Here is a 24,531-nt window from a genome sequence, read left to right as displayed (position 1 = left end):
CGGAACATCATTCGACATGTGAAGTACCAAAATAATTTTGGCACTGACATTCATCGACACACTGTTGAGTTCTCAAAGAACACGCGCACACCATCACTACGACCCTCTGGCCGCCGCTCCGGGGCAACTTTTCCAGCCTATCCCATCGAAGTCACCGGCGCAAACCGGAACATCTTGAAGAAGAACTGGAGGTGAAGCACAACCATACATGATGGAAACTACTTCGAAATTTGGCCAGGCACTTCGTACAACCTCGTGTCACTCGCTGTGAAGCGGGAGTCGGTGTCCGTGTCGCTCTGACTTGGAATAAGTTACGCGAAGATCAACACAACACCAAATCGCCAGGTCACAGCGCTGCGAATAGTTAACAGCTGCACTTACTCGACAAAATCCACACTCCCCCGATGATTTTCTGCTTCTCGGACGGTCTGTATGTGCGAAAGGAACCAAACATCAGCGGTTCCACCCGACAGCAAGGAGTACCCGATGTCCCGTCTGCTCTTCGTCAACATGCCTGTGAAGGATGTTTCCGCCACACGCTCTTTCTTTGCCGGGCTCGGCTTCGAGTTCAACGACATGTTCAGCGACGAGAACACTGTGTCGATGATCGTCAGCGACGCGGCGACTGTCATGTTCCTGAACGAGCCCCGATTCGGCGACTTCATCGCCGACGACATCTGCGACACGTCGAAAGCCCGCGAAGCCCTCATGTGTATCTCTGCAGAGAGCAGAGAAGAGGTGGACAGCTTTGTCGATGCGGCGATCGCGGCCGGCGGCACCAAGTGGATGGAACCTCAGGACCACGGCTTCATGTATGGTCGCGCCTTCCGCGACCTCGACAATCACGTCTGGGAGGTCATGTGGATGGACCCGGCGGCGACGGTTCCCCAGTAGAGATGAATCCCCGGTAGAACTGCGACCGTCAGGGGTTGTGCGCGAGTGCGCGTTCAACCCCTGACCTGTTTACAGCTCTGCCGGTAAACCGAATCTGGGGAACAGGCTCAGATCGAAGAAGCAGGTCACATGCGATATCCCCGATTCTGTGACGTCGAGAACATGCAGCTGAAATGCATGGTGAATGCCGTCCGCCTGACGCATGTAGAGTCCGAACGCCGGCTGACCGTTGGCAGATGTCGGCAATAGACGCATTGCTCCTGGCCCGTCGGCCGGGCATTTGTTCCCGATGAGCTGGCCGATCGCCTCGGGGCCGCGGTACCACCCCTCGAACGGTGGCATTTCCCAGACGGCGTCGCGCGTGAACAAAGCGACAATGGCGTCGACGTCGTAGCTCTCGAAGCTTCGGACGTATTCACGCAGCATTGTTCGCGCTTCCCCGGAACTGGGTTCGATCAGTGTCTCTTCGGTAGGAGCGATGCTGGTGATCTGTGCGCGCGCTCGTTGTAGAACACTGTTGACCGCGGTTGTGGTGGTATCGAGAGCTTCGGCTACCTCAGCGGCTTTCCACTGCAGCACGTCACGCAACACCAGTACCGCTCGCTGCCTCGCCGAGAGATGCTGCAGCGCGGCGATCAATGCCAGTCGCACGGAATCTCGCTGTACAACCATGACGGCCGGATCGTTCACGTCACCCAAGGACGAGTCGGCAATAGGCTCCAGCCAGGGGATCTCGCTGCGCTCGACCAACTCGTCGGAAGGGTCGGAACTGGGCGCGCCCAAGCCTGTCGGAAGTGGGCGCTTGGCGCGCCCTTCCAATGCCGTCAAACACGTGTTCGTCGCGATACGATAAAGCCAGGTCCGAAATGACGATTGGCCGCGGAAACCATCGAATCCCCGCCACGCCCGGATGAATGTTTCCTGGACCTGGTCCTCGGCATCATGGATCGAACCCATCATGCGATAGCAGTGCGCTAGAAGCTCCCGCCGATACGGATCGGCAAGTGTCAGAAAATCGCTGTCCAACGCCTGATCGACTGTCATTTCCTCAGACTAGTGGCCGAAGCCGAGATACACAGGAGGACTCGAGGCAACAACGCCTGCCATTTTCCTGCCCCGCAATCGAGAGGATTCCTATGTACAACACCACTTCGATGAGTCGCACCTTCGACGCCATCGCTCTCAAGGAGATGGACCCAGCCCTCCTCGCACTCGCAGTCTTGGAAGCAGCGGAGCGGGCGTCCCTTTCCGGCGGAGTTTTGCGGCAAGCAATGAATGTAGCCGCGCTCGCTCACATCGACCAGAACCGCAAGAACGGAATCAAGAACCCCGAGGATCCGTATATCGTCCACCCTCTGCGCAATGTTCTCAGGCTTCTCCGATACGGATGCGTCGATGCCGACGTTCTGGCAGCCACGGCTCTCCACGACACGGTAGAAGATCAACCGCGTGCCGTTATCGAACTGTTGTCCGGCCACCCGACGCTCGACGAGGACGAATCCTTACTCAGGCAGTCGGCGTCACTCGCAATCTCCGACACCTTCGGGCATCGGGTGTCGAATATCGTTGCAGCCGTAACTAATCCGATCAGCGACAGCCGCGGTGGAAATGCCGTCAGCTATCGCGACCATGTTGTCTCGGTTATCGAGGATCCTGGCGTATTCCTCGTCAAATTCAGCGATTTCGTCGACAACGCGGGCAGTGTGAAGCATCTCGACGAACCGACCCGAACAAGGCTGTCCGCCAAGTACGCACCTCTGGTCGAGGATTTCCGCACGGCGGCAAGCACACTCGGCGACCGGTTGAACCTGCCCCAGTCCGGACTCGACGACATAGCTCGCCATCTCGACGAACTGGAGGCCCGTCTTCCAGCCGAGGACTTTGGCTCCGAAAACATTGAAAGCAGTTCTACAGCAACGTAACTGGTGAAACACCCCGAGAAGCAGGGGTGTGTCGCTCACCGTGAGTCACACGCCACCGCTTCGGCGCTGATCCACCCCGACCGGAGAGACACAATTTCATTGCCGCCACATTTGCGGAGCGTCAACGTACCCACCAGTAGTACTGGCGAGTAACACTGGTCGGTAGCATTCGACAGATTCAAAACTGCTGCGCCAGAATCGAATTTGTTACCCATGAGTATTCAATTTCGAGCTCATCGGAACGCTCCGTGATCCGTGTCACAGCAACGAAAAGGTCTGTGGCGCAGCAGATTAAACGATAAGCGTTACCGCAGTTCACGTTGACTAATATTCTTCAATTCGCCCAGGTGACATGTGGGCGCCCATGCTGCATCCTTAGATAAACCAGGGACTCCCTGGAGGCAGAAACACTATGTTGCTATTTCGTGATTGGAGCGGTTCTGAGTCCATGCCACAGGCGTGACGCGTGCACTCGGCGTTACCGGACTCACGAACCCACCTGGCAAACACCTGCAGATGCGTATACCGGGGGCAAGCAATCCGCATCACCGCAGTTTTGTCACAGCAGCAGTGCCCACAGCCCGGAGCGGGTCAGAACCACAGCATGACGGTATGTGACGCACGATCAGCCCATATCGCGTCGTACGCGACGTATGAATCTCATCAAGGACGGTGGCAGTGACAATGTTCAAACGAATCGCAGTGGTCAATCGAGGTGAGGCCGCGGTCCGCCTGATCAGGGCAGTACGCGAACTGAATGCTGAACACGACTACGGCATTCGCGTCATTGCACTGCACACAGAGGCCGAGCGTCGGGCCATGTTCGTTCGCCAGGCCGACGAAGGTGTCACTCTCCGCAGCACCGGCACGGGCAGCCCGTACCTCGACTACGTCGAACTCGAACGGGCATTGTTGGCCGCAAAGGCCGACGCGGTCTGGGTCGGCTGGGGCTTCGTCGCCGAAGATCCGGCGTTCGCGGAAATCGTCGCAAAGCTGGGCATCACGTTCATCGGCCCCAGCGCCGACGCCATGAGACTGCTCGGCGACAAGGTTGCCGCGAAAATCCTCGCCGAGAAGGTCGGCGTCCCCGTCGCGCCGTGGAGCGGCGGACCGGTCGACACGCGCGCCGATGCTCGTCGTCACGCGCAGGCCATCGGCTACCCGCTGATCATCAAGGCTCGCAGTGGCGGCGGCGGACGCGGAATTCGCAAGGTCTGGGCCGAGGACGAACTCGAAGTTGCACTGGAGCGCACCCAGGGTGAGGCCGAGCGTTCCTTCGGCGACCCTGTCGTCTTCCTCGAACGCCTGGTCACCGACGCACGCCACGTCGAGGTGCAGATCATCGCCGACAATCACGGCAATGTCTGGGCTCCGGGCGTCCGCGACTGCTCGATCCAGCGTCGCAACCAGAAGGTCATCGAGGAATCTGCCTCCCCCGTCCTCACCGAGGAGCAGTCGGACCACCTCAAGAAGGTCTCCGCGGAACTCGTCAAGGCTGCCGGATACCAGGGCGCCGGCACGGTCGAGTACCTCTACCAGCCCGAGAACAAGCTGTTCACGTTCCTCGAGGTCAACACGCGCCTTCAGGTCGAGCACCCCATCACCGAGGTCACCACCGGCATCGACCTGGTCAAGCTGCAGATTCTTGTTGCCAGCGGAGAAGAACTGGTGGGCGATTGCCCGCCTGCATTCGGTCACGCCGTCGAGGCCCGCCTCAACGCCGAAGACGCCGACAACGATTTTGCTCCGGCACCCGGCACCGTCCAACTGCTGAAGTTCCCCCTCGGCTCGGGTATCCGCGTCGACACCGGAATCGCGGCAGGCGACGTCATTCCTCCCGACTACGACTCGATGGTCGCCAAGGTCATCGCCTGGGGACGCACCCGTCCGGAAGCCCTCGCACGCCTGCGCACGGCCTTGCGGGAAACCACCGTCGTACTCGACGGCGGCACCACCACCAAGTCGTTCCTCCTCGATCTCCTCGATCGTGACGAGGTCATCTCGGCATCCGCCGACACCGGCTGGCTGGACCGCACCGGTGCTCTGGATTCCACGACGCGTCGCGCAGACGTCGCCCTCATCGCCACCGCGATCGACGCCTACGACGCCGAAGAATCGCTCGAGCGCGCAGCGTTCCTGGCGTCGGCCCGCGGTGGCCGCCCCCGCGCCAACCACGCCATCGGCCGCACGGTCGAACTGAACTACCAGGGTCAGGCCTACAAGCTGACCGTCGGCCGCACCGGCCCGCACAGTTATCGCGTCGACGGTGATGCCGGTGACGTCGAGGTAGACGTCGATCGGCTCGGCGACTTCGAGTCACGCCTCGTCATCGGCGATCGACGCTTTCACATCGTTTCCGTCGCAAGCCCGTCGCGCTACCTCGTCGAGGTCGACGGCATCAGCCACCAGATCAGCCAGGACGACGCCGGCGTGGTCCGCGCGCCCGCTCCTGCGGTCGTTGTCGCAGTGCCGGTAGCCGTCGGTGACGACGTCGAAGCCGGTTCCACCCTCGTGGTTCTCGAATCCATGAAGATGGAAACTGCGGTTCGCGCGCCGTATGCCGGCAAGGTTCGCGAGGTCCTGGCGACGGTCAACTCACAGGTCGACGCGGGCGCACCGCTGCTGCGCGTCGATCAGGTTGGCGACGAAGCTGTCACCGAGAAGGCTCCGCGCGTCGAATTCGATCTATCGGCTTCGGTTTCCGGTTCCGACACTCGCACCGACGCGCTGGCCCAGCTCGAAGCCCTGACTGCGATGATCAGTGGTTACGACGTCAGCGGCAAGCATGCCAATGCCGTTCTCGCCGAGTACGACGCACTGCGCGGCGCGCTCGAATCGGAAGATCGTGAACTGGTGCAGGCAGAACTTGCCGTTCTGACCACGTTTGCCGACATCTGCGAACTCTCCCGCAACAAGCCCACGTCGGGCGAGACGGAGAAGGACGAATCCGTCCACAGCCCGCGCGAGCATTTCCACACGTTCCTGCATTCGCTGGACGTCGAACGAGAGGGTGTCCCGGCGTCGTTCCGCACGCGCCTCGAGCGCGCCCTGCGCCACTACGACGTCACCGATCTCGACGATCGCACCGCTGTCGAAGAAGCTGTCTACCGACTCTTCCTCGCTTTGCAGCGTATGGAAGCCCAGATCCCGGTCATCGCAGCACTTCTCGAAGGCTGGCTCGCAGGTGACAAGGCACCCGGCTGCTCGGCCCAGGAACTGAACGAGGTCCTCGACCGACTGATCGTGGCAACGCAGGTGCGCTTCCCGGTCATCGGCGACGTCGCCCGCAACCTTCGGTTCCGATACTTCGACGAACCGCGCATCCGCAAGGTTCGCGAAGACGTGTACGACGGTGTGCGCGGAAACATTGCGTACCTCGAGGAACAGCCGGACGCTGCGGACTTCGACAAGCGGATCGCGAACCTCGTGGCAACACCGGAACCGCTGCTCGATCTGTTGGGTCGCAAAATCGGTCTGGGTAGTCGTGACGGCGGACCGCTGGTCGAGGTCATAACGCGTCGGTACTACAAGATTCACTCCTTCGAGGACGTGCGTGCCTTCGAGCACGTCGATCGCCGATTTGTCACCGGTAACTTCGATCTCAAGGGCGACGGCCTCCACCTGGTCTCCACCGTGGCCGAATTCGATGCTCTCGGAACAGCTCTCGACGACGTCACCACGATCGCACAGGACGCCCCGGTCGGCCGCGGTCTGGTGATCGACATCTACCTCGACTGGCCGAACCAGCCTGCCGACGGCGACACCCTCGTCGAGACACTGCGGACTGCGCTCTCTCGCAACGAGACCGTCAACCGCTCACGCCGTGTGACGGTCATCGTCTGCAACCCGAATGGTGATCCGGTCCGCTGGGTCACGTTCCGTCCCGTCGACGGAGAACTGGTCGAGGACCAGATCATTCGCGACATGCACCCGTTGACCGGTCAGCGTCTCGACATGTGGCGTCTGAAGAACTTCAACGGCAAGCGCCTTCCGGCCCCGGAGAACACCTACCTGTTCCACCTCTCCGCCAAGGAGAACCCGTCGGACGAGCGTCTGATCGCGCTGGCCGAAATTCGCGACGTGACACCACAACTCGACGACGAAGGCCGGATGGTTGCGCTTCCCGCAATCGAACGCACACTCGCGGCCTGCCTCGACGGTATCCGCCGCGCCCAGAGCCAGCGTGGTGACAAGCGTCGTCTTGCCGCCAACCGGGTTGTTCTCTACGTGTGGCCGCTTGCCGACGTTCCCGCTGATCGATTCTCCGTAATCGCTCAGAACGCCGCCCGCCTCACCGTCGGCGCCGGAATCGAAGAGATCACCCTGATCACGCGTCTCAAGGATCCCAAGGGTGGAGCGCCTGAGGAAGTTGCGTTGCGCTTCTCGTACCGCGCGGGCGCCGGAGTCGTCATCAACAAGACCACTCCTCCCACCGAACCGCTGCTCCCCCTCGACGCGTACGCCCAGAAGGTGCAGAGCTCACGTGCTCGCGGCACCGTCTACCCGTACGAATTGGTGCCGCTGCTGACCGGCAACAAGGGCACATTCGTCGAGCACGATTTCGACGACGCCGGAGTTCTGGCTCCCGTCGACCGCCCGTTCGGCCTCAACAAGGCCGGAATTGTTGTCGGACTTGTCAACACGCCGACGCCTCGTTACCCCGAGGGCATGACACGCGTCGCACTGTTCGGTGATCCCACCAAGGCACTGGGAACGGTTGCCGAGGCCGAGTGCTCCCGCGTTGTCGCTGCCATCGACCTGGCTGAAAAGCTGAACGTGCCCGTCGAGTGGTTTGCCTTGTCTTCCGGTGCCACCATCTCCATGGACAGCGGCACCGAGAACATGGACTGGGTCTCACGCGGACTGCGTCGGATCATCACGTTCACCCAGAACGGCGGCGAGATCAACATCGTTGTCACCGGCATCAACGTCGGCGCGCAGCCGTACTGGAACGCCGAAGCCACGATGCTCATGCACACCAAGGGCATTCTGGTGATGACCCCGGACAGCGCGATGGTGCTGACCGGCAAGCAGTCACTGGACTACTCCGGTGGTGTCTCGGCCGAGGACAACTTCGGCATCGGCGGCTACGACCGCGTCATGGGTCCCAACGGCCAGGCGCAGTACTGGGCACCCGACCTCACGGCCGCGTGCGAAATCCTGTTCCGTCACTACGCGCACTCGTACCTCGCTCCCGGAGAACGCTTCCCGCGCCGGGCGAACACGGCTGACCCGATCGACCGTGACGTACGGAGCTTCCCGCACACCCACCCGTCGAGCGACTTCGAGACCGTCGGCGACGTCTTCTCGTCCGTCAAGAACCCGGATCGTAAGAAGCCCTTCGACATTCGGACGGTCATGCGTTCAGTGGTCGACCAGGACCACTCCGTACTCGAGCGGTGGGCCGACATGGCCGGCGCCGACACCTCCGTGGTGATCGACGCACACCTATCGGGATACCCGGTCACCGTCGTCGGCATCGAATCTCGCGCAATTCCGCGTAAGGGTCACTTCCCCGCAGACGGACCGGACACCTGGACGTCGGGAACGCTGTTCCCGAACTCGTCGAAGAAGACGGCGCGCGCCATCAACGCTGCAAGTGGCAACCGTCCGATCGTGGTGCTGGCCAACCTGTCCGGCTTCGACGGCTCCCCCGAGTCGCTGCGCAACATTCAGTTGGAATACGGCGCCGAGATCGGCCGGGCCATCGTCAACTTCGACGGCCCGATCGTGTTCTGCGTCGTCTCCCGCTACCACGGTGGCGCGTTCGTCGTGTTCTCCGGAGCGCTCAACGACAACATGGAAGTTCTGGCCGTGGAAGGATCGTTTGCGTCCGTCCTCGGCGGCGCACCCGCCGCAGCGGTGGTATTCACTCGCGACGTGAACACCCGCACCAACAAGGACCCGAAGGTGCAGCAACTGGAATCGGATCTCGCCGCGGCGAAGGACGACACCGAAAAGGCACGCCTGCGAGTCGAACTGAACGCTCAGCGCATCGCCGTGCGCTCCGACAAGCTCGGTGAGGTGGCATCGGAGTTCGAGGCTATCCACAACATCCAGCGTGCCCGTGAGGTCGGCTCGGTCGATGCGATCGTGCCTGCCGCCGAACTGCGTCCGCAGATCATCGCGGCCGTCGAGCGCGGCATGAAGCGCTCGCTCGCGTAGTAGTAATCACTGAGCAGACACGTGGCCCCCGTCGGATAACTCCGGCGGGGGCCACCTCTGTATCAACCCCCGTTCTCGGGCATCACCAACCGCTCGATGACTGGCGCGGCAACCGCTGCAAGAGTGGTTGCGCCGCAAGCACATCCGATTGCCTGTGCCCACGCAATCGGACCGAGCGGAGTGCAGCCCAGGAACTGGCTCACTACTGGTGTACTGACAAGAACGCTGAGCACCCCGACTGACCCCACAGCCGTCACCACCACCAGGGGGCTCCGCGATTCGATCAAGGTTTGCCCGAGTTGGGTACCTACCAAAGCCACCAGAGCCACGGTCGACGCACGTCGCCGTCGACCGGTCATCCGGGCAAGTATCCAGGCGGACAGAGCCCCGGCCGCAGTTGCGCCGCCGCGGACGCTAATGGTGCGCCACAACGCGTCCGCGTCCGTCGCCGGCGTATCGCTACGACCTTCGGCCGTCGGCGTACTCACCGCCAGGGCTGCGGCGGGCAATGCATCAGTCATGAGATTGACCAACAGCATCTGTCGCGCATTGAGTGGAGATATTCCGGACAATGCACTGCCCATCAACGCGAATGCCACTTCACCCGCGTTGCCGCCGAGCAGGACACCCACCGCGGAACGCACCCGTTGCCACAATTGCGCGCCCTCGTCGAGAGCGTCGATCAACCCACTGACCCGCCCTTCCAGTAAGACGATGTCCGCAGCGCCCCTGGCGGGGTCACTGCCGGTGGACGCAACTCCGATCCCTACACTGGCAGCACGGATCGCGGCCGCGTCGTTGGCGCCGTCACCCACCATCGCGCAGACCGAGCCACTCGACTCCAAGGCATGCACAACCTGTACTTTGTGTTCGGGCGTCATGCGTGCGAACACGGTTCGTTCCGCAACCGCGGCCTCCTTCTCGGCGTGGGACATGTTCTCCCACTCCGAACCGGTGAGCACGTCGCCGGGCTTGACGTCCAAACCCAACTCCCCCGCAACAGCTGCCGCAGTCAGTGGATGATCGCCGGTGAGGACCCGAACGCCCAGCCCCCGATCGCGAAGTTCCGCGACGAGTTGTCCGGCATCGGAGCGCAGAGTGTCGGAGAGCCCGAGCAACCCGACCGGCTCCAGATCATGCGCGCAGCACTCTTCCAGGAACTCGGGATCCTGGGCAGCACGTCGGGCGGCCGACTCGGACAGCTCACGTTGAGCCACCGCGATGACCCGGAGTCCACGCTTTGCCATCTTCTTGACATGCCCTGAGGACACACGCTTTTTCGATACGGCTGCGTGTGACACGAACTCGGGTGAACCTTTGAGGGCAATCCGATGCCCGATCAACGCGGCAGAATACGGCCGGCCCGAACGGAACGGCACCATCGCCGAGGCTTCTGCATCCTCGAACACCAGTGGATGGGCCAACACGTCGTCGGCGGCGCTGACAACAGCCGCGTCTGTCGAGTGAAAGACCTGATCCCCACTGTTACTCAAGGCGCTTCGTGCGGCAACTTCCAAGATCCGATTTCCCCGCCACCCGTCGACCCGCTCGACTGCCGCGACGTGCAGATGGTTCTCGCTCAGCGTTCCGGTTTTGTCGAAACACACCACATCCACACGCCCCAGCGCCTCGATCGAGCGCGGCGAACGGACCAGCGCTCCCACCGATGTCAGTCTGCGCGCGGCGGCCTGCTGCGCCAAAGTGGCGACCAACGGTAGTCCCTCCGGCACAGCGGCAACGGCAACCGCGACACCACCGGTCACTGCCTGTCGCAGCGCTGTGCCCCGAAGCAGTCCCACCGCGGTAACCAATGCCCCGCCGCCGAGACTGACGGGGAGCGTTTTTCGGGTGAGATCTCGGAGTCTGTGCGTCAGGCCCACTTCGGGGCCACGCTGTGGTGCCCGCACATCGACCTTGCGGGCTTCGGTCTGCGATCCCACGGCGGTCACCACTGCACGGGCCTCACCGGCAACGACGGTTGTGGCGGCGTAGATCATGCAGCTTCGCTCAGCCACCGGCACTCCGGGAGTGGGGTCGGTCTGCTTCTCGACCGGCATGGATTCGCCGGTCAAGGAAGATTCGTCGACCTCGAGCGAATCGACGTCGAGAAGCCGAGCGTCGGAAGGCACCACATCTCCGGACTCGAGAACCAGGATGTCGCCGATCTGCAATTCGTCCGCCGGAACCCGCTCGGGGTCTGACCCGTTCGATACCCGTCGCGTCGATACCCGTCGAGCCAATGGCTCCTGCACCCGAAGAAGCTCACGGACAACATGTTCCGAGTGCAGTCTCTGAATCGCCGACAAAGTGGCATTGCCGGTCAACACGGAACCCACCAGGAACGCGTCGATCGGCGAGCCCAGAATCGCACTGGCAGCCGATCCTGTCGCCAGAACCGGCGTCAAGGGATCCGACAACTCTGATCTGACTGCGTCAAGAACGTCGCGGCCCACCCGGACCGGCGCAGCAAAGCGCGACAACGTCCTGAATCGAGTTGCAGCCACGGCCTTCTCGTCGGGTGACGGGAGTTCGCGTAGCACTTCGTCTGTGCCCAGTTCATGCCAGTCGTTGCGCGCGGAACCCTCGGGAACGTCTTCACCGACCGCGGAGTGCGCCAACCGAAAGCCGGTCCATAATGCGGCCCCCGCACCGATGGTGATCGGACCCGGCCCGCGTCCACGCACACCGGGAAGCATGACCAAGGCACCCAGGACTGAAGCACCGCTGGATAATTCGACGCCCCGCCGCGTCGCTGCCCGTGCCGACGGCAGCGCATGCAGCACCCGCCACACCCCGGCAAGGTCATGTTCGAGGATATCCGCCGACGGCGGCGCCCGATCAGGCTCGGCAACACCGATCCGGAGCTCCGCCGGCCCGGCCGGATGGAACGAACTGACAACGCCGACACGCGCACCGGCTTCCGACAACGTGGTCAGTGCGGATTCCAACGCCTGGTCGATGTCTCGGTCGCTGCTGCCGGGGGCCTCGAGGAGTTCGTCGAAGCCGCCGCGCAGCGACCCGAGAGTGTCAACATCGAGGCTGACTGCCCGCACCCCAGCGGCGCGCAGTTCCGCTACTACGGCTTGCGCCAACGGTTTTCGGGTCGGACGCACGAGCACGTCGGCACCGCCGATCCGGTGCCACCCGACAGCGAGTTTGCCGTCTCCCAGTTTTCGGCGCGCGCGATCCCAAATATGAACCCGATCCGAATCCGCGACGCCCCGGATATCCGATACCCGAAGCTCCTCGGTGAGGAGTACCCGCGGATCGATCAGAACTGTGTCCACGCGGTCGAGCCGCCGGGCTGCACCCGGATCGACAACCAGCGATCCCTCGCGCTGCCACAGCCCCCTCGTCAGCACTGCGGCAAACGCCTCTCGGGAAATCCGCAACGCCCGCGGCGCCGCAACACGCACCGCAGTCGATGCAAGCTCGGAATTCTGTGTGACAGCACCCATCACAGCACCACTTGCCAGCTGAGCCAGCGCTACGCGCTCCGCGTGGTGCTCACCTGGCCCACGGCTTTCGTCGTCCGGCACCTCCGACGACACGGCAACACCCCACCGCTGGGATGCAGTACGCAAGCTCCAGGCCTCCCCGAGCAGTAGCGAGCGCATGCCGAGATCGACCGTCAACGCCGCAGGAGCCTGTGTCACCACGTCCGTCACCGACTTGGCCGATTCGAGGACCAGATCGGTCAACTCGCGCCCGAGCATGCGTTCCAACTGCTGACGCAGAGCGGGTTGATGATGCAGAACCGAGACCCCGGCCGCGAGCAACGACGATCCCGGAATAGTCGGTACCCGTGACACCGAACCGGCAAGTGCCGGAACAATTCCCGCTGCCGCGACGGCTACGCTGAAGGTCCGCCCGATCAGTTGCCGCTCGGCCGTGGATCGAAACGGTGTGGACAGAAGCCCGATCAGTCCCGCTGGGAATAGATTCATGCCACCGGTCCCGGTTTTGTCACGGATTTCTCCGGTGTGTCGGCTCCTGCCAATTGCCGTAGTACGACGGCAGCGCCGCCGACTCCCAGCAGAATCGGCCACTCGACCAAACCGGCAGCACCCATCGCCGCGAGTGTGAGAACAGCCGTCGGCGTCGACTTGCTTCCCGCTCGCATTCCGTCACGCACACCGCCGACCGCGCCGCGGATGCCACCGTTCACTCCTCCGACAACGCCGCCACCTACGGCACCCACCGCACTGGTGGTCACGCTCGCCGCACCCGTGACCACCCGGGTCGCTTCACTGACCATCGACATCGGACTCTCCTTCTCACAGTCCGTCGAACAGAGATCATTACCCAGTGGCCATACCCCACACCGCACGCGGCAATCACGAACAGCAACGATTTCGGCGCGCTCCCCGGACTCCACACCCCCTATCGGGATGCAACACGGTACGGTTCGGACGTCGGCGAATGGCGTCGACGTTGCATCGACGGGAGTACTGCGCAGTGGCGAAAATCGGCAGCTCGGATATCGACATCTTTCGGTTGTCCTTGGGCGGCAACCCCTTCGGGTGGACCGCTGACGAGGCAACGTCCTTCGAGATACTCGACGCCTTTGCCGAATCCGGCGCGAACTTCATCGACACCGCCGACTCCTACACCGCCTCGGTCCCGGGTAATTCCGGCGGAGAATCCGAAACCATCATCGGAAAGTGGATTGCCGATCGCGGACTTCGGGAGGACATCGTCGTCGCCACGAAGGTTGGCAGCCACCCCGATTTCAAGGGTTTGAAGGCAGACAACATCGCCGCGGCAGCGGACGCGTCACTACGCCGCCTCCAAGCCGACCGCATCGATCTGTACTACGCACACTTCGACGATCCGAGTACACCGCTCGAGGAAACTCTCGAGGCGCTTAACGCACTGGTCGAGAGCGGCAAGGTTCGATACCTCGGAATCTCGAACTACACTCCCGATCGCGTTCGCGAATGGTTGCGAATCACCGAAGAGAACGGGTATGCGCGTCCCATCGCACTGCAGCCTCACTACAACCTGGTACACCGGAAATCATACGAACCGGAACTCGCGAAGATCGCCACCGACAACAACATCAGCGTCTTCCCCTACTTTGCACTCGCCTCGGGTTTCCTCACCGGAAAGTACCGAACCCGCGCAGATATCGACGGAAGCCCCCGCGAACGCATCACGGCAAGTTACTTCAATGACGCCGGCCTCGCAGTGGTCGACGCGATCGCCGAAATCGCCGAAAATCACACCTGCGAAATGTCGACCATCGCCTTGGCCTGGCTGCTGACCAGGCCCGGCATCACCGCGCCGATTGCCAGTGTCAGCCGAGTAGAGCAGCTTCCGGCCCTACTCGACGCACCGGATCTGGTGCTCACGTCAAGTGAACTCGACCTGCTCGAACGGGTGTCCGCCGCAGTCGGAGCCTAGGCGCTATAGCGCTGGACGCCTAAGCGCTACGGCGGTGCCGCGCACCCAACGCGGCGCCGTCGACAGTCCAGAACACCCAACCGTCGTAGCTCTCGATATCGCCGGAAATATGTCCGGTAACAGCATTCGCGGCAGCCGTCGGATTGGGGAACCTGCGTCCCTCCATCGGGCCACGCATGATTTCGAGTACGCCGCTCGTTTCGTCGAATCGACCGATCCAGCGATAACCGTGGCAATCGGCACTCACCTCGACGCGCAGATCGATCACCGGAATCTCGTTATCGGCGGCGCTGGCACGACGCTTCTTGGCGACAACCGCAGTCTTCGCGGGCTTCGGGGCCACCGGCGCTGCCACGTGAATGCTCGGATCCTTGACCGCAGCGACGCCCAAAACGTCCCAACGGTCGTGCCCGTGGGCAACCCGTCCACGCGCAATCGCGTGATGGCCCGTCCGAGTGCGCCCGGGAGTGTCCATCATCCACAGATCGACCTCGGACCGAATATCGTCCGCCACTTCCACCGACGGCAGCATGAAGAACTGATGAGGTGTGACCGCAAGATCGACAAAAACCCAGAACTCCGAGCGGGTGTCGTCGCTCTCGAGGGACTCGTCCTGGCGCCTGGCCTGCCAGTCGCCGTCAAGCTTGGACCGGACGCGGACGATGCGGGTACTGCCGTCATTGCCCGTCACCTGCACCGGGTTGCGGCGCGAATGCGTCAACCGCACGGCGTGACCCCCACGCTGGGTTACTTCGGAAATGAACGCGTTGATGCCACGACTTGCGGTGTCTTCCATGGTCGACCTTCTTGAAGCTGTTGCGCCCGGTATCGCCAGATCGGCCTGCGGGTGGGGCGTCAGCGAACAAGTGTCGCGGCCGACGCCCGGCGAATCCGGCTCACGGCCGGCTAGTTACCTCGACCTTACCGCGCCCTCGCTCGAGTACCTAAGGTGCGGGCCGCTCATTCCCGGAGGTCAGAAGTGCGATGTCGCCGTACAGTGCCGCGCGGTGCGCCAACATCAACTCGTCGACGCCGTCGAATTGATCGCCGACGTAGTGCGTGTTGGCGGCCGAGAGCTCACGCGATCCGGACCGCGCGAGCAGATCGTCGATGCGGCTGTCCAAGCTCGCCGCGTGCTCGACGGCACGTTGAGAACTGAGCTGTTCCTCAGCCCGCGAGACCAGGTCACCGATCCGCGCCAACGCCGCAACTCGCTCGACCAATTGATCCCACACCGCGCCGAGGGCTCGCGTTCTCGAGTCGATCGACGCTCGGGTCGCCTCGTCGCGCGCCAGGTTTGCGGCTTCGTCGAGTTCGGCGAGGATCGACCGCAAGGCAACCGTATCCACGGATATCTGGGTGATCTCGTCGGCAAGATCAAGTTGATTGCGTTGGACGACAAAATGATCGGAATGCCAGGCATTCGAGGACTCGATGCGGTCGTACACGTTGCCGGCGAGGTAGAGCAGCGCGTCGTATTTCCCGCTCACGCCGTCGTCGTCGTGCGGTGCCAAGCCGTCGAGTACCTCGGCCATACGACGGCCCGCGTCGGCGAGGACCCCGGAGCCCTCGAGGCTTGCGAGCCGTCCGGCGAGTTTGTCGAGTGCCGCGCTTCCGCTACCGGCAACGGCGCCCAGGCCGGTGGTCGACTTCGCCGGGACCGGCGTGCGGGTGAGTCCGACGAACAGGGCTTCGCGCTGCTCCACGTCGAGATGCAGCCCGTCGCGCCGGTCCTTGCGGATAGCGCGGACACTGCTCGCGAAGTGCCGGTTGGATCGCACAACCGCCGAGCGCGCGGCCTGGACGCGTTTCTCCAAGGCCTGAACACGTCGTTCCAGGACAACCTGCACCGGTCCGATTCGGGCAGCACTGAGCCGCCGACACGTTCTCGTGTACTCGTCCGTGAGGTACCTCAGTTCGGACCAACTACCGATGTCGGGGAACGACCGTCCCACCGCGCGGCGTTCGGCCATGATCGCCCGGGTCTCGTCGTCGACGTAACCGCCGGCCAACAACAGCGCAACCTCGGTGGACAGCTCGGGGCGATTCGATTCGACGATTCCTGCTTCGCACCAGGAGAGGACATGGCTGGAAATCAGTGCACGACGTTCGGTTACCGACACATCCGCACCACTGTTAACTTCCGCCCCATTGGTTCCATTGCCCACGGTGACGCCATGAATTTCTGCCATGTCAAGCCTCCCAGGTGCCGCTGTCCACTCTCCCAGAATCTCGACATCCGCGCCGCTACCCCGAGTGAAAGTTGACACACCTCTGCCTTACCGTAGGCAAGTGACCTCGCTGCGAACCGACATAACGGTAGGGCGTCCGACGCTCCCCGCGTCGGCGATCGCACACGTGACGTCACTACTCGAGACGCGGTCACCGTCGTTGCCCGAGTGGTTCGAGGTTGCCGAGACCTACCGATACGTTGCCCCCGCACCGACTGTTCCTGCGCTCATGGAAGCGGCCCGCACGTACCTCGAACACCGCGAGGCACTGCTTCGCCTTGCCGGTCCGCGCGGGCAATATCTGGCAGACCACAATCCGGCTTGGGCACAGCTGCGTCGTGTCGGGTCACGCCGCGACGAACTGTGGCTCTCCCCCGACCCGGACGACCGCCTCGCCTGGTTCGACTACATCCGAACGGTCGACCCGGCACTCGCGACAGAAGAACTCGACATTGCGTGGGACAACGAACCCGCGGGGTTGCGACGCCAGTTCCTGGACCGGCTGAGCGTCGGGTTGGGCGAGCACGACTACGACATTCTCGAGCGCGGGCTCGACGATCCGTCGCCGCCGGTCCGCGAACGCTCGATCCAACTACTCCGCCAACTTCCCGAATCCCCGTTTGCCGAACGGATGGCTACCCGGGCCCACACCTGGGTGCGACTCGAGACCAAGCCCCTGCGACCTCGCCTCGTCATCCGATTACCCGGTTCACTCGACGACAAAGCCCCACGCGACGGCATCGAAGACGTCGGGGCCCAGTACAAGGGAATCGGCAAGTGGTGGCTGCGCCAAGTTGTCACGGCGACGCCCCTGACGTTGTGGGAATCGATGATCGGTTCACCCCACGATGCACTTCGCATTCCCATCGAGAAACAATGGCGCGATGTGATGACCGAATCATGGACCGCCGCAACAGTTCTACAGAAGAACCCCGCCTGGGCATCGGCATTACTCGCTCGGGACGGCCGGAACACCGATCGCCGCGTCGTCGCGATCGCGCGTCCGCGCGAACGGATCGCGTACATCCTCGCGGGCCATGCCGACAGTTACCTCCTCGGCGTCGACGGCAGCGCACTGCTGGACGGCATCGACCGACCCTGGCCACTGCCCATTGCACAGAAACTTGTCAGCGCACTCGAAGGCGAAGCCGCCAAACACGTTGCCTCCGGTGAAGAACTCGGCATCCACTCGCGCCACAGCCACTACTCGACGCTGCGGAGCGCCCAAGCCCGGTTCCCCCTCGAGGCTGGTGCATTGCTGCTGGACGCGGCCGACCGAACGGCGTCCACCGACTGGCAGCGGGCTTTGACCGAGACCGCCGAACACATCGAAGCGCGCCGAATCCGATTGGACGTACTGCGAAGCGGGCACTGACAAAATCGGGGCCGCACCCCGCGACTGCGGAATGCGACCCCGATCGGCCCTCGCGAAAGATCAGACCGCGCTGACCATTTCATGGTCGGCAACGCCGGCAGCCAATACACGCAGGTGATCCTCGGTGCTGCCGAGCGTGTGCTCGATGGCAACAAGCCTGCTGACGTAATGGCCCACCGGATACTCCGCCGTCATGCCGATGCCGCCGTGCATCTGAATTGCTTCCTGACCGATCAGCCGCGCCGATCGCCCGATCTGCAACTTGACCCGGGACGCGATGACCGGATCGACCACACCGTCCGCCAGCGACATGGTCGCGTACAAGCTCATGCTGCGCGCCAACTCGAGTGACACGTACAGGTCGGCTGCCCGATGGGTCAGCGTCTGGAACTTGGCCAGTGGAACCCCGAACTGCTTGCGGGTCTTGAGGTACTCCGTCGTCAGGCGCAGTGCCTCTTCCATCGCACCGACAGCCTCGGCACACAAAGCGGCCTGCTCCCGAATCTGCGCGGCCACGATCAACGCCGACGCGTCACCACCCGCACCGAGCGCCTCGGCAGGAGTATCGGTGAACTCGACCTGCGCACCCCGCAAACCGTCGTGGGTTGCGTACGACTTGCGCACCAGACCCGATGCGTCACTCTTGACCAGGAACAGCCCTACTCCGCCGTCCGGCAGCGAAGCGCTGACAACCAGGATGTCCGCAGCGGCGCCGTGGCCGACCGGATTCTTGATGCCGGTAATGCTCCAGCCGTCACCTGCGCGCACTGCGGCCGTTGCCCGTTGCGTTGCAGGCCAACGAATTCCAGGTTCCTGATCGGCGAACGCCAGGAACGTGACGCCCTCGGCAACTCCAGGAAGGATGGATGATCGCTGCTCGGCGCTACCGCCTTCGGTAATCAGTCCGCCCGGCGTCACCACTGCATCCAGAACGGGCTCCGGCGCGAGGCGTCGGCCGATCTCGGTCATGACAGCACCGATCTCGACGGGGCCGGCGTCCATCCCGCCGTCGTCCTCGGAGAACGTCAGACCAAGGAGACCGACCTCTGCCAACTGCTTCCACACCTGCGGACTCCACCCGGGGTCTGCGTCGATGATTGCATTTCGCTTTTCCGCGTCGTAGCTGCGTGCGAGAAGATCCTTGGTGGTGTCACGGAGAAGCTTCTGTTCGTCATTGAGTTCGAAGTCCATGCCACGCCTCACAATCCGAGGATCGAGGAGGCGATGATGCTGCGCTGCACTTCGCTCGATCCGCTGTAGATGGATACCTTGCGGTAGTTCAGGTAGGCCGGGGCAGAGTGCTGCGCCCAGCTCGCCGACGCGATGTCGGTGCCCGCGTCGAACGGCAACGAATCGGGGCCGGCAACGTCCATCAGCAACTCGGTACTCGCCTGCTGCAATTCGGAGCCACGCAACTTCAGCAACGACGAGGCCGGGTTCGGCTTACCGTCCGCGGACCCGGCAACAACCCGGAGTTGAGTGAGCTCCAGCGCAAGTAACTCGTTCTCGATCTCGGCCAGGCGAGCGGCGAACAGGGGATCTTCGAGAAGCGTCCCGTTCCCGACCTTGACCTGTGCTGCATGCGCTTTTGCCTGAGCCACACGCACTTTGGAGAAACCGACCCGCGTGACGCCGGTGCGCTCGTTGCCGAGCAGGAACTTGGCGTAGCCCCAGCCCTGGTTCTCTTCACCGACCAGATTCTCATCCGGAACGCGGACGTCCTCGAAGAAGACCTCGTTGACCTCGTAGCCACCGTCGATCAGTTTGATCGGACGGACCGTCACGCCCGGTGTCTTCAGATCGACCAGGATGAACGAGATACCCGCCTGCCGCTTGGGCGCATCGGGGTTGGTGCGAACGAGACAGAAGATCCAGTCTGCGTGCTGGCCGAGTGTGGTCCAGGTTTTCTGGCCGTTGATCACCCAGTCGTTGCCGTCCCGGACAGCGCGGGTCTTGAGCGATGCGAGGTCGGAGCCCGCCTCCGGCTCCGAAAAGCCCTGGCACCACCAGATATCCAGGTTTGCCGTCGCCGGGAGGAACTTTTCTTTCTGTTCTTGCGAACCGAAAGCCGCGATGACCGGTCCGACCATGTTCGCGTTGAACGCAAGGGGCTCCGGAACAGACGCCAACTGCAGCTCGTCGAGCCAGATGTTGTGCTGAACCGGAGTCCAATCCTTACCGCCCCACTCGACCGGCCAGTGCGGCACGGCCAGGCCGTTGGCGTTGAGAATCTGTTGCGACTCGACCATTCGGTCGCGCCCCAACTCTTCCCCGTGGGCGTACGCGTTCCTGGTCGATTCAGGAATCTGCGTGCGGAAGAAAGTCCGCATTTCGTCCCGGAACGCCAGTTCCTCGTCGGTCAACGCCAGATTCATCGTGATTCCTTCGCACTCGAAACCGGATTCATGTTCGACTCGACCGTACCCCGATCGCTCACGACAAGGCTAGGACACCCGAAGAAAAGGCGGACCGAATCCGACTACACGGTTTTCACAACCAGAAGGAACCCACCACCAGCAGGGTCGATACTCGTATCGACGTTCAGATCCGGGGCCAACCGCGAGAGCCGATCAAGCAACCACTCCGACGCTTCCTGGGCGTCGTCCTTGCCGGGGCAACGTGCAACCGCGACCCGGCCACCCTTACGTTCGAGCTGCTCCACAACACCGATGATCGGCGCCGGATCAACCACGAACAGCCGATCCGGCCACTCCACAACAGGCTTGACGGCGCCTTTCTTGGTATTGCACGCGCGGTGTGCGAGTCGCTCGACACCACCCTTGGATTTGCCGCCCTTCTTGGCGGTGTTGATGCTGTCGATACTCGGGCCGCGCGGATCGTTAACCGACATGTCGGGATCGACGGGCTCGTCACACAGCCAGCAACGCCAGGATTCACGATCGCCGACTTCTTGAAGAGTGCTCATGAGGAAACGGTACCGTGCGCACTTTCCGCTGCGTGAACAGCCAAAAGTGCGCACGGTACCGGTCGCGTGAATGTGACAGCCGTAAGCCCTACAGGTCCGCGATCGCCTCCAGCGGCTTGGTCTTGGCCGCTCGATTAGCCGGCCACAGTGCCGCGAGTACACCGACGATTCCGGAACCGACCAGCATCAACGCAACCTGACCCCACGGAATCGTGATCTCACCCAATCCCTGGTCCCGAAGCGTGCTCACGAATCCCCAACCGAAACCGATGCCGAGCACCACACCGACGGCCGCACCGTAGACCGCGATGAGAACGGATTCGAGGTAGATCGTGCGCCGCATCTGCGCGCGCTGCATACCGACTGCCCGCAGCATTCCGATCTCGCGTCGGCGTTCCACGACCGAGAGCGCCAAGGTGTTGATGATGCCCAGGATCGCGATCACGACTGCCAGTGCGAGGAGCCCGTACAAGATCGCGAGCAACGTATTGATCTGCTGCCCTTGGGTTCCCTTGAACTCCTCACGATCCTGAACCTGAACAACCACATATTTTTCCGTGGCCTTCTCGAGTTCGCCGCGCAAGGCGCTCAGATCGGTACCCGGCTTCGCCTTCACCAGAACGGCAAAATCAGGCAGGCTGGTTGCCGGCATCAAGGCCTGGTACGCCTCGTCCGAGACGATCCACGATCCGATCAACTGGTTGTCCTCTAACACTCCCGCAACAACAACCGGGTACTGGGTCCCGTCCGCGCCCGTCAACGTCTGGGTCGATCCGACGGTCCAACCGTTGTCCGTCGACGTTGTCTGCGACACCATCATGTTGTTGCCCGACAGATCTGCGGTCCCCTCGACGATGTTGTAGTCGAGGACTCCGTCGATGGGTCCGTCCAACGACGCACCCTGCTCGTCCTCTCCGTTCACGGTGGCACGCACCCCGTGCAAGGACGTCGCACTCTGCACATCCGGGAGCGCGCGCACTGCGTCGGCTGCGCCTCGCGGCACACCGATCGAATTGGGACCGGACAGGATGTAATCCGCAGTGACACCCACGTCGACCAGCGCATTGATACTCGCCTTGGCCGAGGAACCGAACACACCGATGACCGTCACCAACATCAGGCCCAACGTCAAGGCAAAAGCCGTGGCCGCGGTACGGCGCGGATTGCGGACCGCATTGGTGCGTGCCAGACGACCCACAGCACCGAACGGTTTGGCGAACACCACACCGAGTGCGCCCACGATGGGCTGAGACAGAGCGGGAGAGCCGAGCAGAACCGCGATGATCAACGCAAACGCTCCGCCGCCGACAGTCAGAGCGGCACCTTCACCGGTTCCCCGCGAACCGGCGACCACCAGGACAACACCGAGAACACCAAGGATGGCGCCGACAAGCGTCCGGACACGCAGCGAGTCACCGGTGGAGGCGAACTCCTCGCGCATCGCCGCGACCGGCGGAACCTTGGACGCCCGACGCGCCGGCGCATAAGCACTGAGCGTCGTCACGACAACGCCGACAACCAACGCGACAACGACCGTCCGCGGGCTGACCTGCAACGACCCCTCCGGTAGCCCCACGTCGAAGGCATTGAGCAACCCGCGCAGGCCGTAAGCCAGTCCGATACCGGCCAGCAATCCGATGACGCTGCCGATCAATCCGACGATCAACGCTTCGGTGACGACGGATCGACCGACCTGAGCCCGGCTCGCTCCCACTGCCCGAAGCAACGCCAATTCACGCAAGCGCTGCGCCACGATCATCGAGAAGGTGTTGTAGATGATGAACGTGCCGACCAGCAGAGCAATAGCGCCGAATGCCAGCAGGAAGTAGTTGATGAAACTCAGTGCGGTGTCGACCTCGGCCTTGGTCTCCTCGCGGACCTCGTCTCCGGTCTGCACCTTCAAGTCCGGGAAGACCTGCTCCACCCGTTGCTGCATGTCGGTCTGCGACAGTCCGGTGCCGGCAACGTCGATGTAGTCGACATGCTTACCGTCCGTGAACAGGCTGCGAGCCTGATCATCGGTGAACAACGCGCCGATGAAACCACCGGTGTCACTGCCGGAGCTGGTGTAAATGCCGGACAACGTCACATCTACGATTCCCCGCGCCGGCACCAGAACTCGAGCCTGGTCACCGACCGACAAACCCGCACGCTCCGCCGCACTCACGTTCAGCGCAATATCTCCGTCAGCCGTGGGCGGCCCGCCTGCCGAATACGGATCGGGCGGTGTGATCGCCTGATCCGCCGGCAGATACGACGTACCGATACTCGGTGCGCCACCAGTCTGGACGGCACCGCCGTCGGCATTGATCAGAACGATCTGTCCACTCACGGCCGGCGCCACGGCGCGGACTCCGTCGATGGCAGCCAGCTTGTCGACATCCTCGATCGGAACACCGCTGGTGTTGCGATCGGGCATCGATACCCGGACGTCGACGCCCTGAGCAGTGTTCTCGAAAATCGAGTCGAACGTCTTCTGCAACGTATCCGTGAACACAAACGATCCGGCGACGAACGCCGTACCGAGCACCACCGACAACACGGTGAGCGCCAACCGCACCTTGTGCGCCGCCAAGTTACGCAAGGACACCTTGCGCATCGGCGAATTGGTTACCGAAGCCATATCGTCAAGCTCCGGCTTCTACGTTGACCGGAACCTGCGGAGCATCCAGACGCTTCATCCGATCGAGAACGGAATCGGCCGTCGGCTCACGCAGTTCGTCGACGATCTTGCCGTCCGCCAGAAATACGACGCGATCCGCATACGCAGCAGCGCGCGGATCGTGCGTCACGATCACCACGGTCTGACCGAACTCGTCCACCGCTGACCGCAGAATCGACAGGACCTCGCCGGACGAGCGCGAATCGAGATTGCCGGTGGGCTCGTCGCCGAAAATGATCTCGGGCTGACCGGCCAGCGCCCGCGCACACGCAACACGCTGTTGCTGCCCGCCAGACAGCTCACCCGGCCGGTGATCCAGGCGATCCTTCAAACCGAGCTTCGTCAGCACATTGTCCAACCACGCCGGATCGGCCTTGCGACCCGCGATATCGAGCGGCAACGTGATGTTCTCTAGTGCCGTCAGTGTCGGCACCAGATTGAACGCCTGGAAAACGAACCCGATGCGATCGCGTCGGAGCGCCGTCATCTGTTTATCAGACAACCCGGTCAATTCGGTGTCCCCGATGAGCACCGAACCGGAACTCGCCGAATCCAGACCGGCCAGGCAATGCATCAACGTCGACTTCCCCGAACCCGACGGCCCCATGATCGCCGTGAACTCACCCCGAGCAAAATCTGCGGATACAGCGCTGAGTGCGTGCACCTGGGTATCCCCGGTGCCGTACGTCTTGGACAGGCCGACAGCGCGGGCCGCCACATCTTGGGCGTGCGAACTCATGATCGCCTTTCGTCTTCACTTCGGTGGATCTTCTATGGTGGGACTTCTTCGGTGGGACTTCTTCGGTGGATCGAGCACCCCACAGCATGCGAGCGCCAACGGGCACTGCTCCATCCTGTCGTCTACTCCGCGCCACCGCCATCAGGGACCACCCTGATTTCCGTCGAGGCTTCCCTGAGTTGTCAACGGAAAACACACATGCTGACGACGG

15 protein-coding genes are annotated in these 24,531 nt (G+C 62.8%); 5 read left to right on the top strand and 10 right to left on the bottom strand.

Features of this window, described 5'->3' with window-relative positions; all coding sequences use genetic code 11:
* The first annotated feature begins 486 nt into the window (after positions 1-486).
* Complete coding sequence (locus ACFRFQ_RS24295) at positions 487-894, top strand: VOC family protein (RefSeq protein ID WP_138872624.1); 408 nt, start codon at positions 487-489, stop codon at positions 892-894.
* A gap of 69 nt (positions 895-963) precedes the next feature.
* Here the strand turns inward: ACFRFQ_RS24295 and ACFRFQ_RS24290 are convergent, their stop codons facing one another.
* Positions 964-1,938, bottom strand: a complete 975-nt coding sequence (locus ACFRFQ_RS24290; RefSeq protein WP_378663308.1) for a sigma-70 family RNA polymerase sigma factor — start codon at positions 1,936-1,938, stop codon at positions 964-966.
* A 92-nt stretch (positions 1,939-2,030) separates the two neighbouring features.
* Between ACFRFQ_RS24290 and ACFRFQ_RS24285 the strand changes: the two genes are divergently transcribed.
* Together ACFRFQ_RS24285 and ACFRFQ_RS24280 are read left to right on the top strand one after the other, a co-directional pair.
* Complete coding sequence (locus ACFRFQ_RS24285) at positions 2,031-2,816, top strand: hypothetical protein (RefSeq protein ID WP_378663306.1); 786 nt, start codon at positions 2,031-2,033, stop codon at positions 2,814-2,816.
* 684 nt (positions 2,817-3,500) lie between these two features.
* Positions 3,501-8,981, top strand: a complete 5,481-nt coding sequence (locus tag ACFRFQ_RS24280; RefSeq protein ID WP_378663366.1) for a carboxyl transferase domain-containing protein — start codon at positions 3,501-3,503, stop codon at positions 8,979-8,981.
* A gap of 62 nt (positions 8,982-9,043) precedes the next feature.
* Here the strand turns inward: ACFRFQ_RS24280 and ACFRFQ_RS24275 are convergent, their stop codons facing one another.
* A complete protein-coding gene (locus ACFRFQ_RS24275; RefSeq protein WP_378663304.1) occupies positions 9,044-12,928 on the bottom strand; it encodes a cation-translocating P-type ATPase in 3,885 nt (1,294 codons plus the stop codon).
* Complete coding sequence (locus tag ACFRFQ_RS24270; RefSeq protein ID WP_378663301.1) at positions 12,925-13,245, bottom strand: hypothetical protein; 321 nt, start codon at positions 13,243-13,245, stop codon at positions 12,925-12,927. The genes ACFRFQ_RS24275 and ACFRFQ_RS24270 overlap by 4 nt, the downstream gene beginning before the upstream one ends.
* A 194-nt stretch (positions 13,246-13,439) precedes the next feature.
* On the opposite strand from ACFRFQ_RS24270, the gene ACFRFQ_RS24265 reads away from it, so the two are divergent.
* Complete coding sequence (locus tag ACFRFQ_RS24265; protein WP_378663363.1) at positions 13,440-14,387, top strand: aldo/keto reductase; 948 nt, start codon at positions 13,440-13,442, stop codon at positions 14,385-14,387.
* A gap of 19 nt (positions 14,388-14,406) precedes the next feature.
* Here ACFRFQ_RS24265 and ACFRFQ_RS24260 read toward each other — a convergent pair whose 3' ends face one another.
* Entirely contained in the window at positions 14,407-15,183 is a 777-nt protein-coding gene (locus ACFRFQ_RS24260) for a hypothetical protein (RefSeq protein ID WP_378663299.1), read from the bottom strand.
* A 148-nt stretch (positions 15,184-15,331) separates the two neighbouring features.
* Entirely contained in the window at positions 15,332-16,579 is a 1,248-nt protein-coding gene (locus ACFRFQ_RS24255) for a hypothetical protein (RefSeq protein WP_378663296.1), read from the bottom strand.
* Positions 16,580-16,679: 100 nt separating this feature from the next.
* Here ACFRFQ_RS24255 and ACFRFQ_RS24250 point away from each other — a divergent pair, with 100 nt between their 5' ends.
* On the top strand, positions 16,680-17,993 hold the full coding sequence (locus ACFRFQ_RS24250; RefSeq protein WP_378663293.1) for a DUF5691 domain-containing protein: 1,314 nt from the start codon (positions 16,680-16,682) through the stop codon (positions 17,991-17,993).
* Between the two features lie 60 nt (positions 17,994-18,053).
* Here ACFRFQ_RS24250 and ACFRFQ_RS24245 read toward each other — a convergent pair whose 3' ends face one another.
* The 5 genes from ACFRFQ_RS24245 to ACFRFQ_RS24225 all read right to left on the bottom strand — a co-directional run bounded on the left by ACFRFQ_RS24245 (position 18,054) and on the right by ACFRFQ_RS24225 (position 24,320).
* Positions 18,054-19,184: an acyl-CoA dehydrogenase family protein gene (locus ACFRFQ_RS24245; protein ID WP_378663291.1), complete on the bottom strand. Its 1,131-nt coding sequence runs from the start codon at positions 19,182-19,184 to the stop codon at positions 18,054-18,056.
* A gap of 8 nt (positions 19,185-19,192) precedes the next feature.
* Positions 19,193-20,368 (bottom strand): acyl-CoA dehydrogenase family protein, encoded by a 1,176-nt coding sequence (locus tag ACFRFQ_RS24240; protein WP_378663289.1) that lies wholly within the window; start codon positions 20,366-20,368, stop codon positions 19,193-19,195.
* Positions 20,369-20,472: 104 nt separating this feature from the next.
* Complete coding sequence (locus ACFRFQ_RS24235) at positions 20,473-20,919, bottom strand: hypothetical protein (protein WP_378663286.1); 447 nt, start codon at positions 20,917-20,919, stop codon at positions 20,473-20,475.
* A gap of 88 nt (positions 20,920-21,007) precedes the next feature.
* Positions 21,008-23,542, bottom strand: a complete 2,535-nt coding sequence (locus tag ACFRFQ_RS24230) for an ABC transporter permease (RefSeq protein WP_378663283.1) — start codon at positions 23,540-23,542, stop codon at positions 21,008-21,010.
* Positions 23,543-23,546: 4 nt separating this feature from the next.
* On the bottom strand, positions 23,547-24,320 hold the full coding sequence (locus ACFRFQ_RS24225; RefSeq protein WP_033236733.1) for an ABC transporter ATP-binding protein: 774 nt from the start codon (positions 24,318-24,320) through the stop codon (positions 23,547-23,549).
* Between the last annotated feature and the right edge of the window lie 211 nt (positions 24,321-24,531).

This window comes from Rhodococcus sp. NPDC056743 (genome assembly GCF_042790355.1).
Classification (GTDB): Bacteria; Actinomycetota; Actinomycetes; order Mycobacteriales; family Mycobacteriaceae; genus Rhodococcus_F.
Note: the sequence above shows the minus strand (reverse complement) of the source record. Positions and strands in the feature narration are given on the sequence as shown.

Coding starts and splice junctions, on each gene's coding strand:
- ACFRFQ_RS24295 (WP_138872624.1), top strand. CDS start 487: ATGTCCCGTCTGCTCTTCGTCAACATGCCTGTGAAGGATGTTTCCGCC.
- ACFRFQ_RS24290 (WP_378663308.1), bottom strand. CDS start 1,938: ATGACAGTCGATCAGGCGTTGGACAGCGATTTTCTGACACTTGCCGAT.
- ACFRFQ_RS24285 (WP_378663306.1), top strand. CDS start 2,031: ATGTACAACACCACTTCGATGAGTCGCACCTTCGACGCCATCGCTCTC.
- ACFRFQ_RS24280 (WP_378663366.1), top strand. CDS start 3,501: ATGTTCAAACGAATCGCAGTGGTCAATCGAGGTGAGGCCGCGGTCCGC.
- ACFRFQ_RS24275 (WP_378663304.1), bottom strand. CDS start 12,928: ATGAATCTATTCCCAGCGGGACTGATCGGGCTTCTGTCCACACCGTTT.
- ACFRFQ_RS24270 (WP_378663301.1), bottom strand. CDS start 13,245: ATGTCGATGGTCAGTGAAGCGACCCGGGTGGTCACGGGTGCGGCGAGC.
- ACFRFQ_RS24260 (WP_378663299.1), bottom strand. CDS start 15,183: ATGGAAGACACCGCAAGTCGTGGCATCAACGCGTTCATTTCCGAAGTA.
- ACFRFQ_RS24255 (WP_378663296.1), bottom strand. CDS start 16,579: ATGGCAGAAATTCATGGCGTCACCGTGGGCAATGGAACCAATGGGGCG.
- ACFRFQ_RS24245 (WP_378663291.1), bottom strand. CDS start 19,184: ATGGACTTCGAACTCAATGACGAACAGAAGCTTCTCCGTGACACCACC.
- ACFRFQ_RS24240 (WP_378663289.1), bottom strand. CDS start 20,368: ATGAATCTGGCGTTGACCGACGAGGAACTGGCGTTCCGGGACGAAATG.
- ACFRFQ_RS24235 (WP_378663286.1), bottom strand. CDS start 20,919: ATGAGCACTCTTCAAGAAGTCGGCGATCGTGAATCCTGGCGTTGCTGG.
- ACFRFQ_RS24230 (WP_378663283.1), bottom strand. CDS start 23,542: ATGGCTTCGGTAACCAATTCGCCGATGCGCAAGGTGTCCTTGCGTAAC.
- ACFRFQ_RS24225 (WP_033236733.1), bottom strand. CDS start 24,320: ATGAGTTCGCACGCCCAAGATGTGGCGGCCCGCGCTGTCGGCCTGTCC.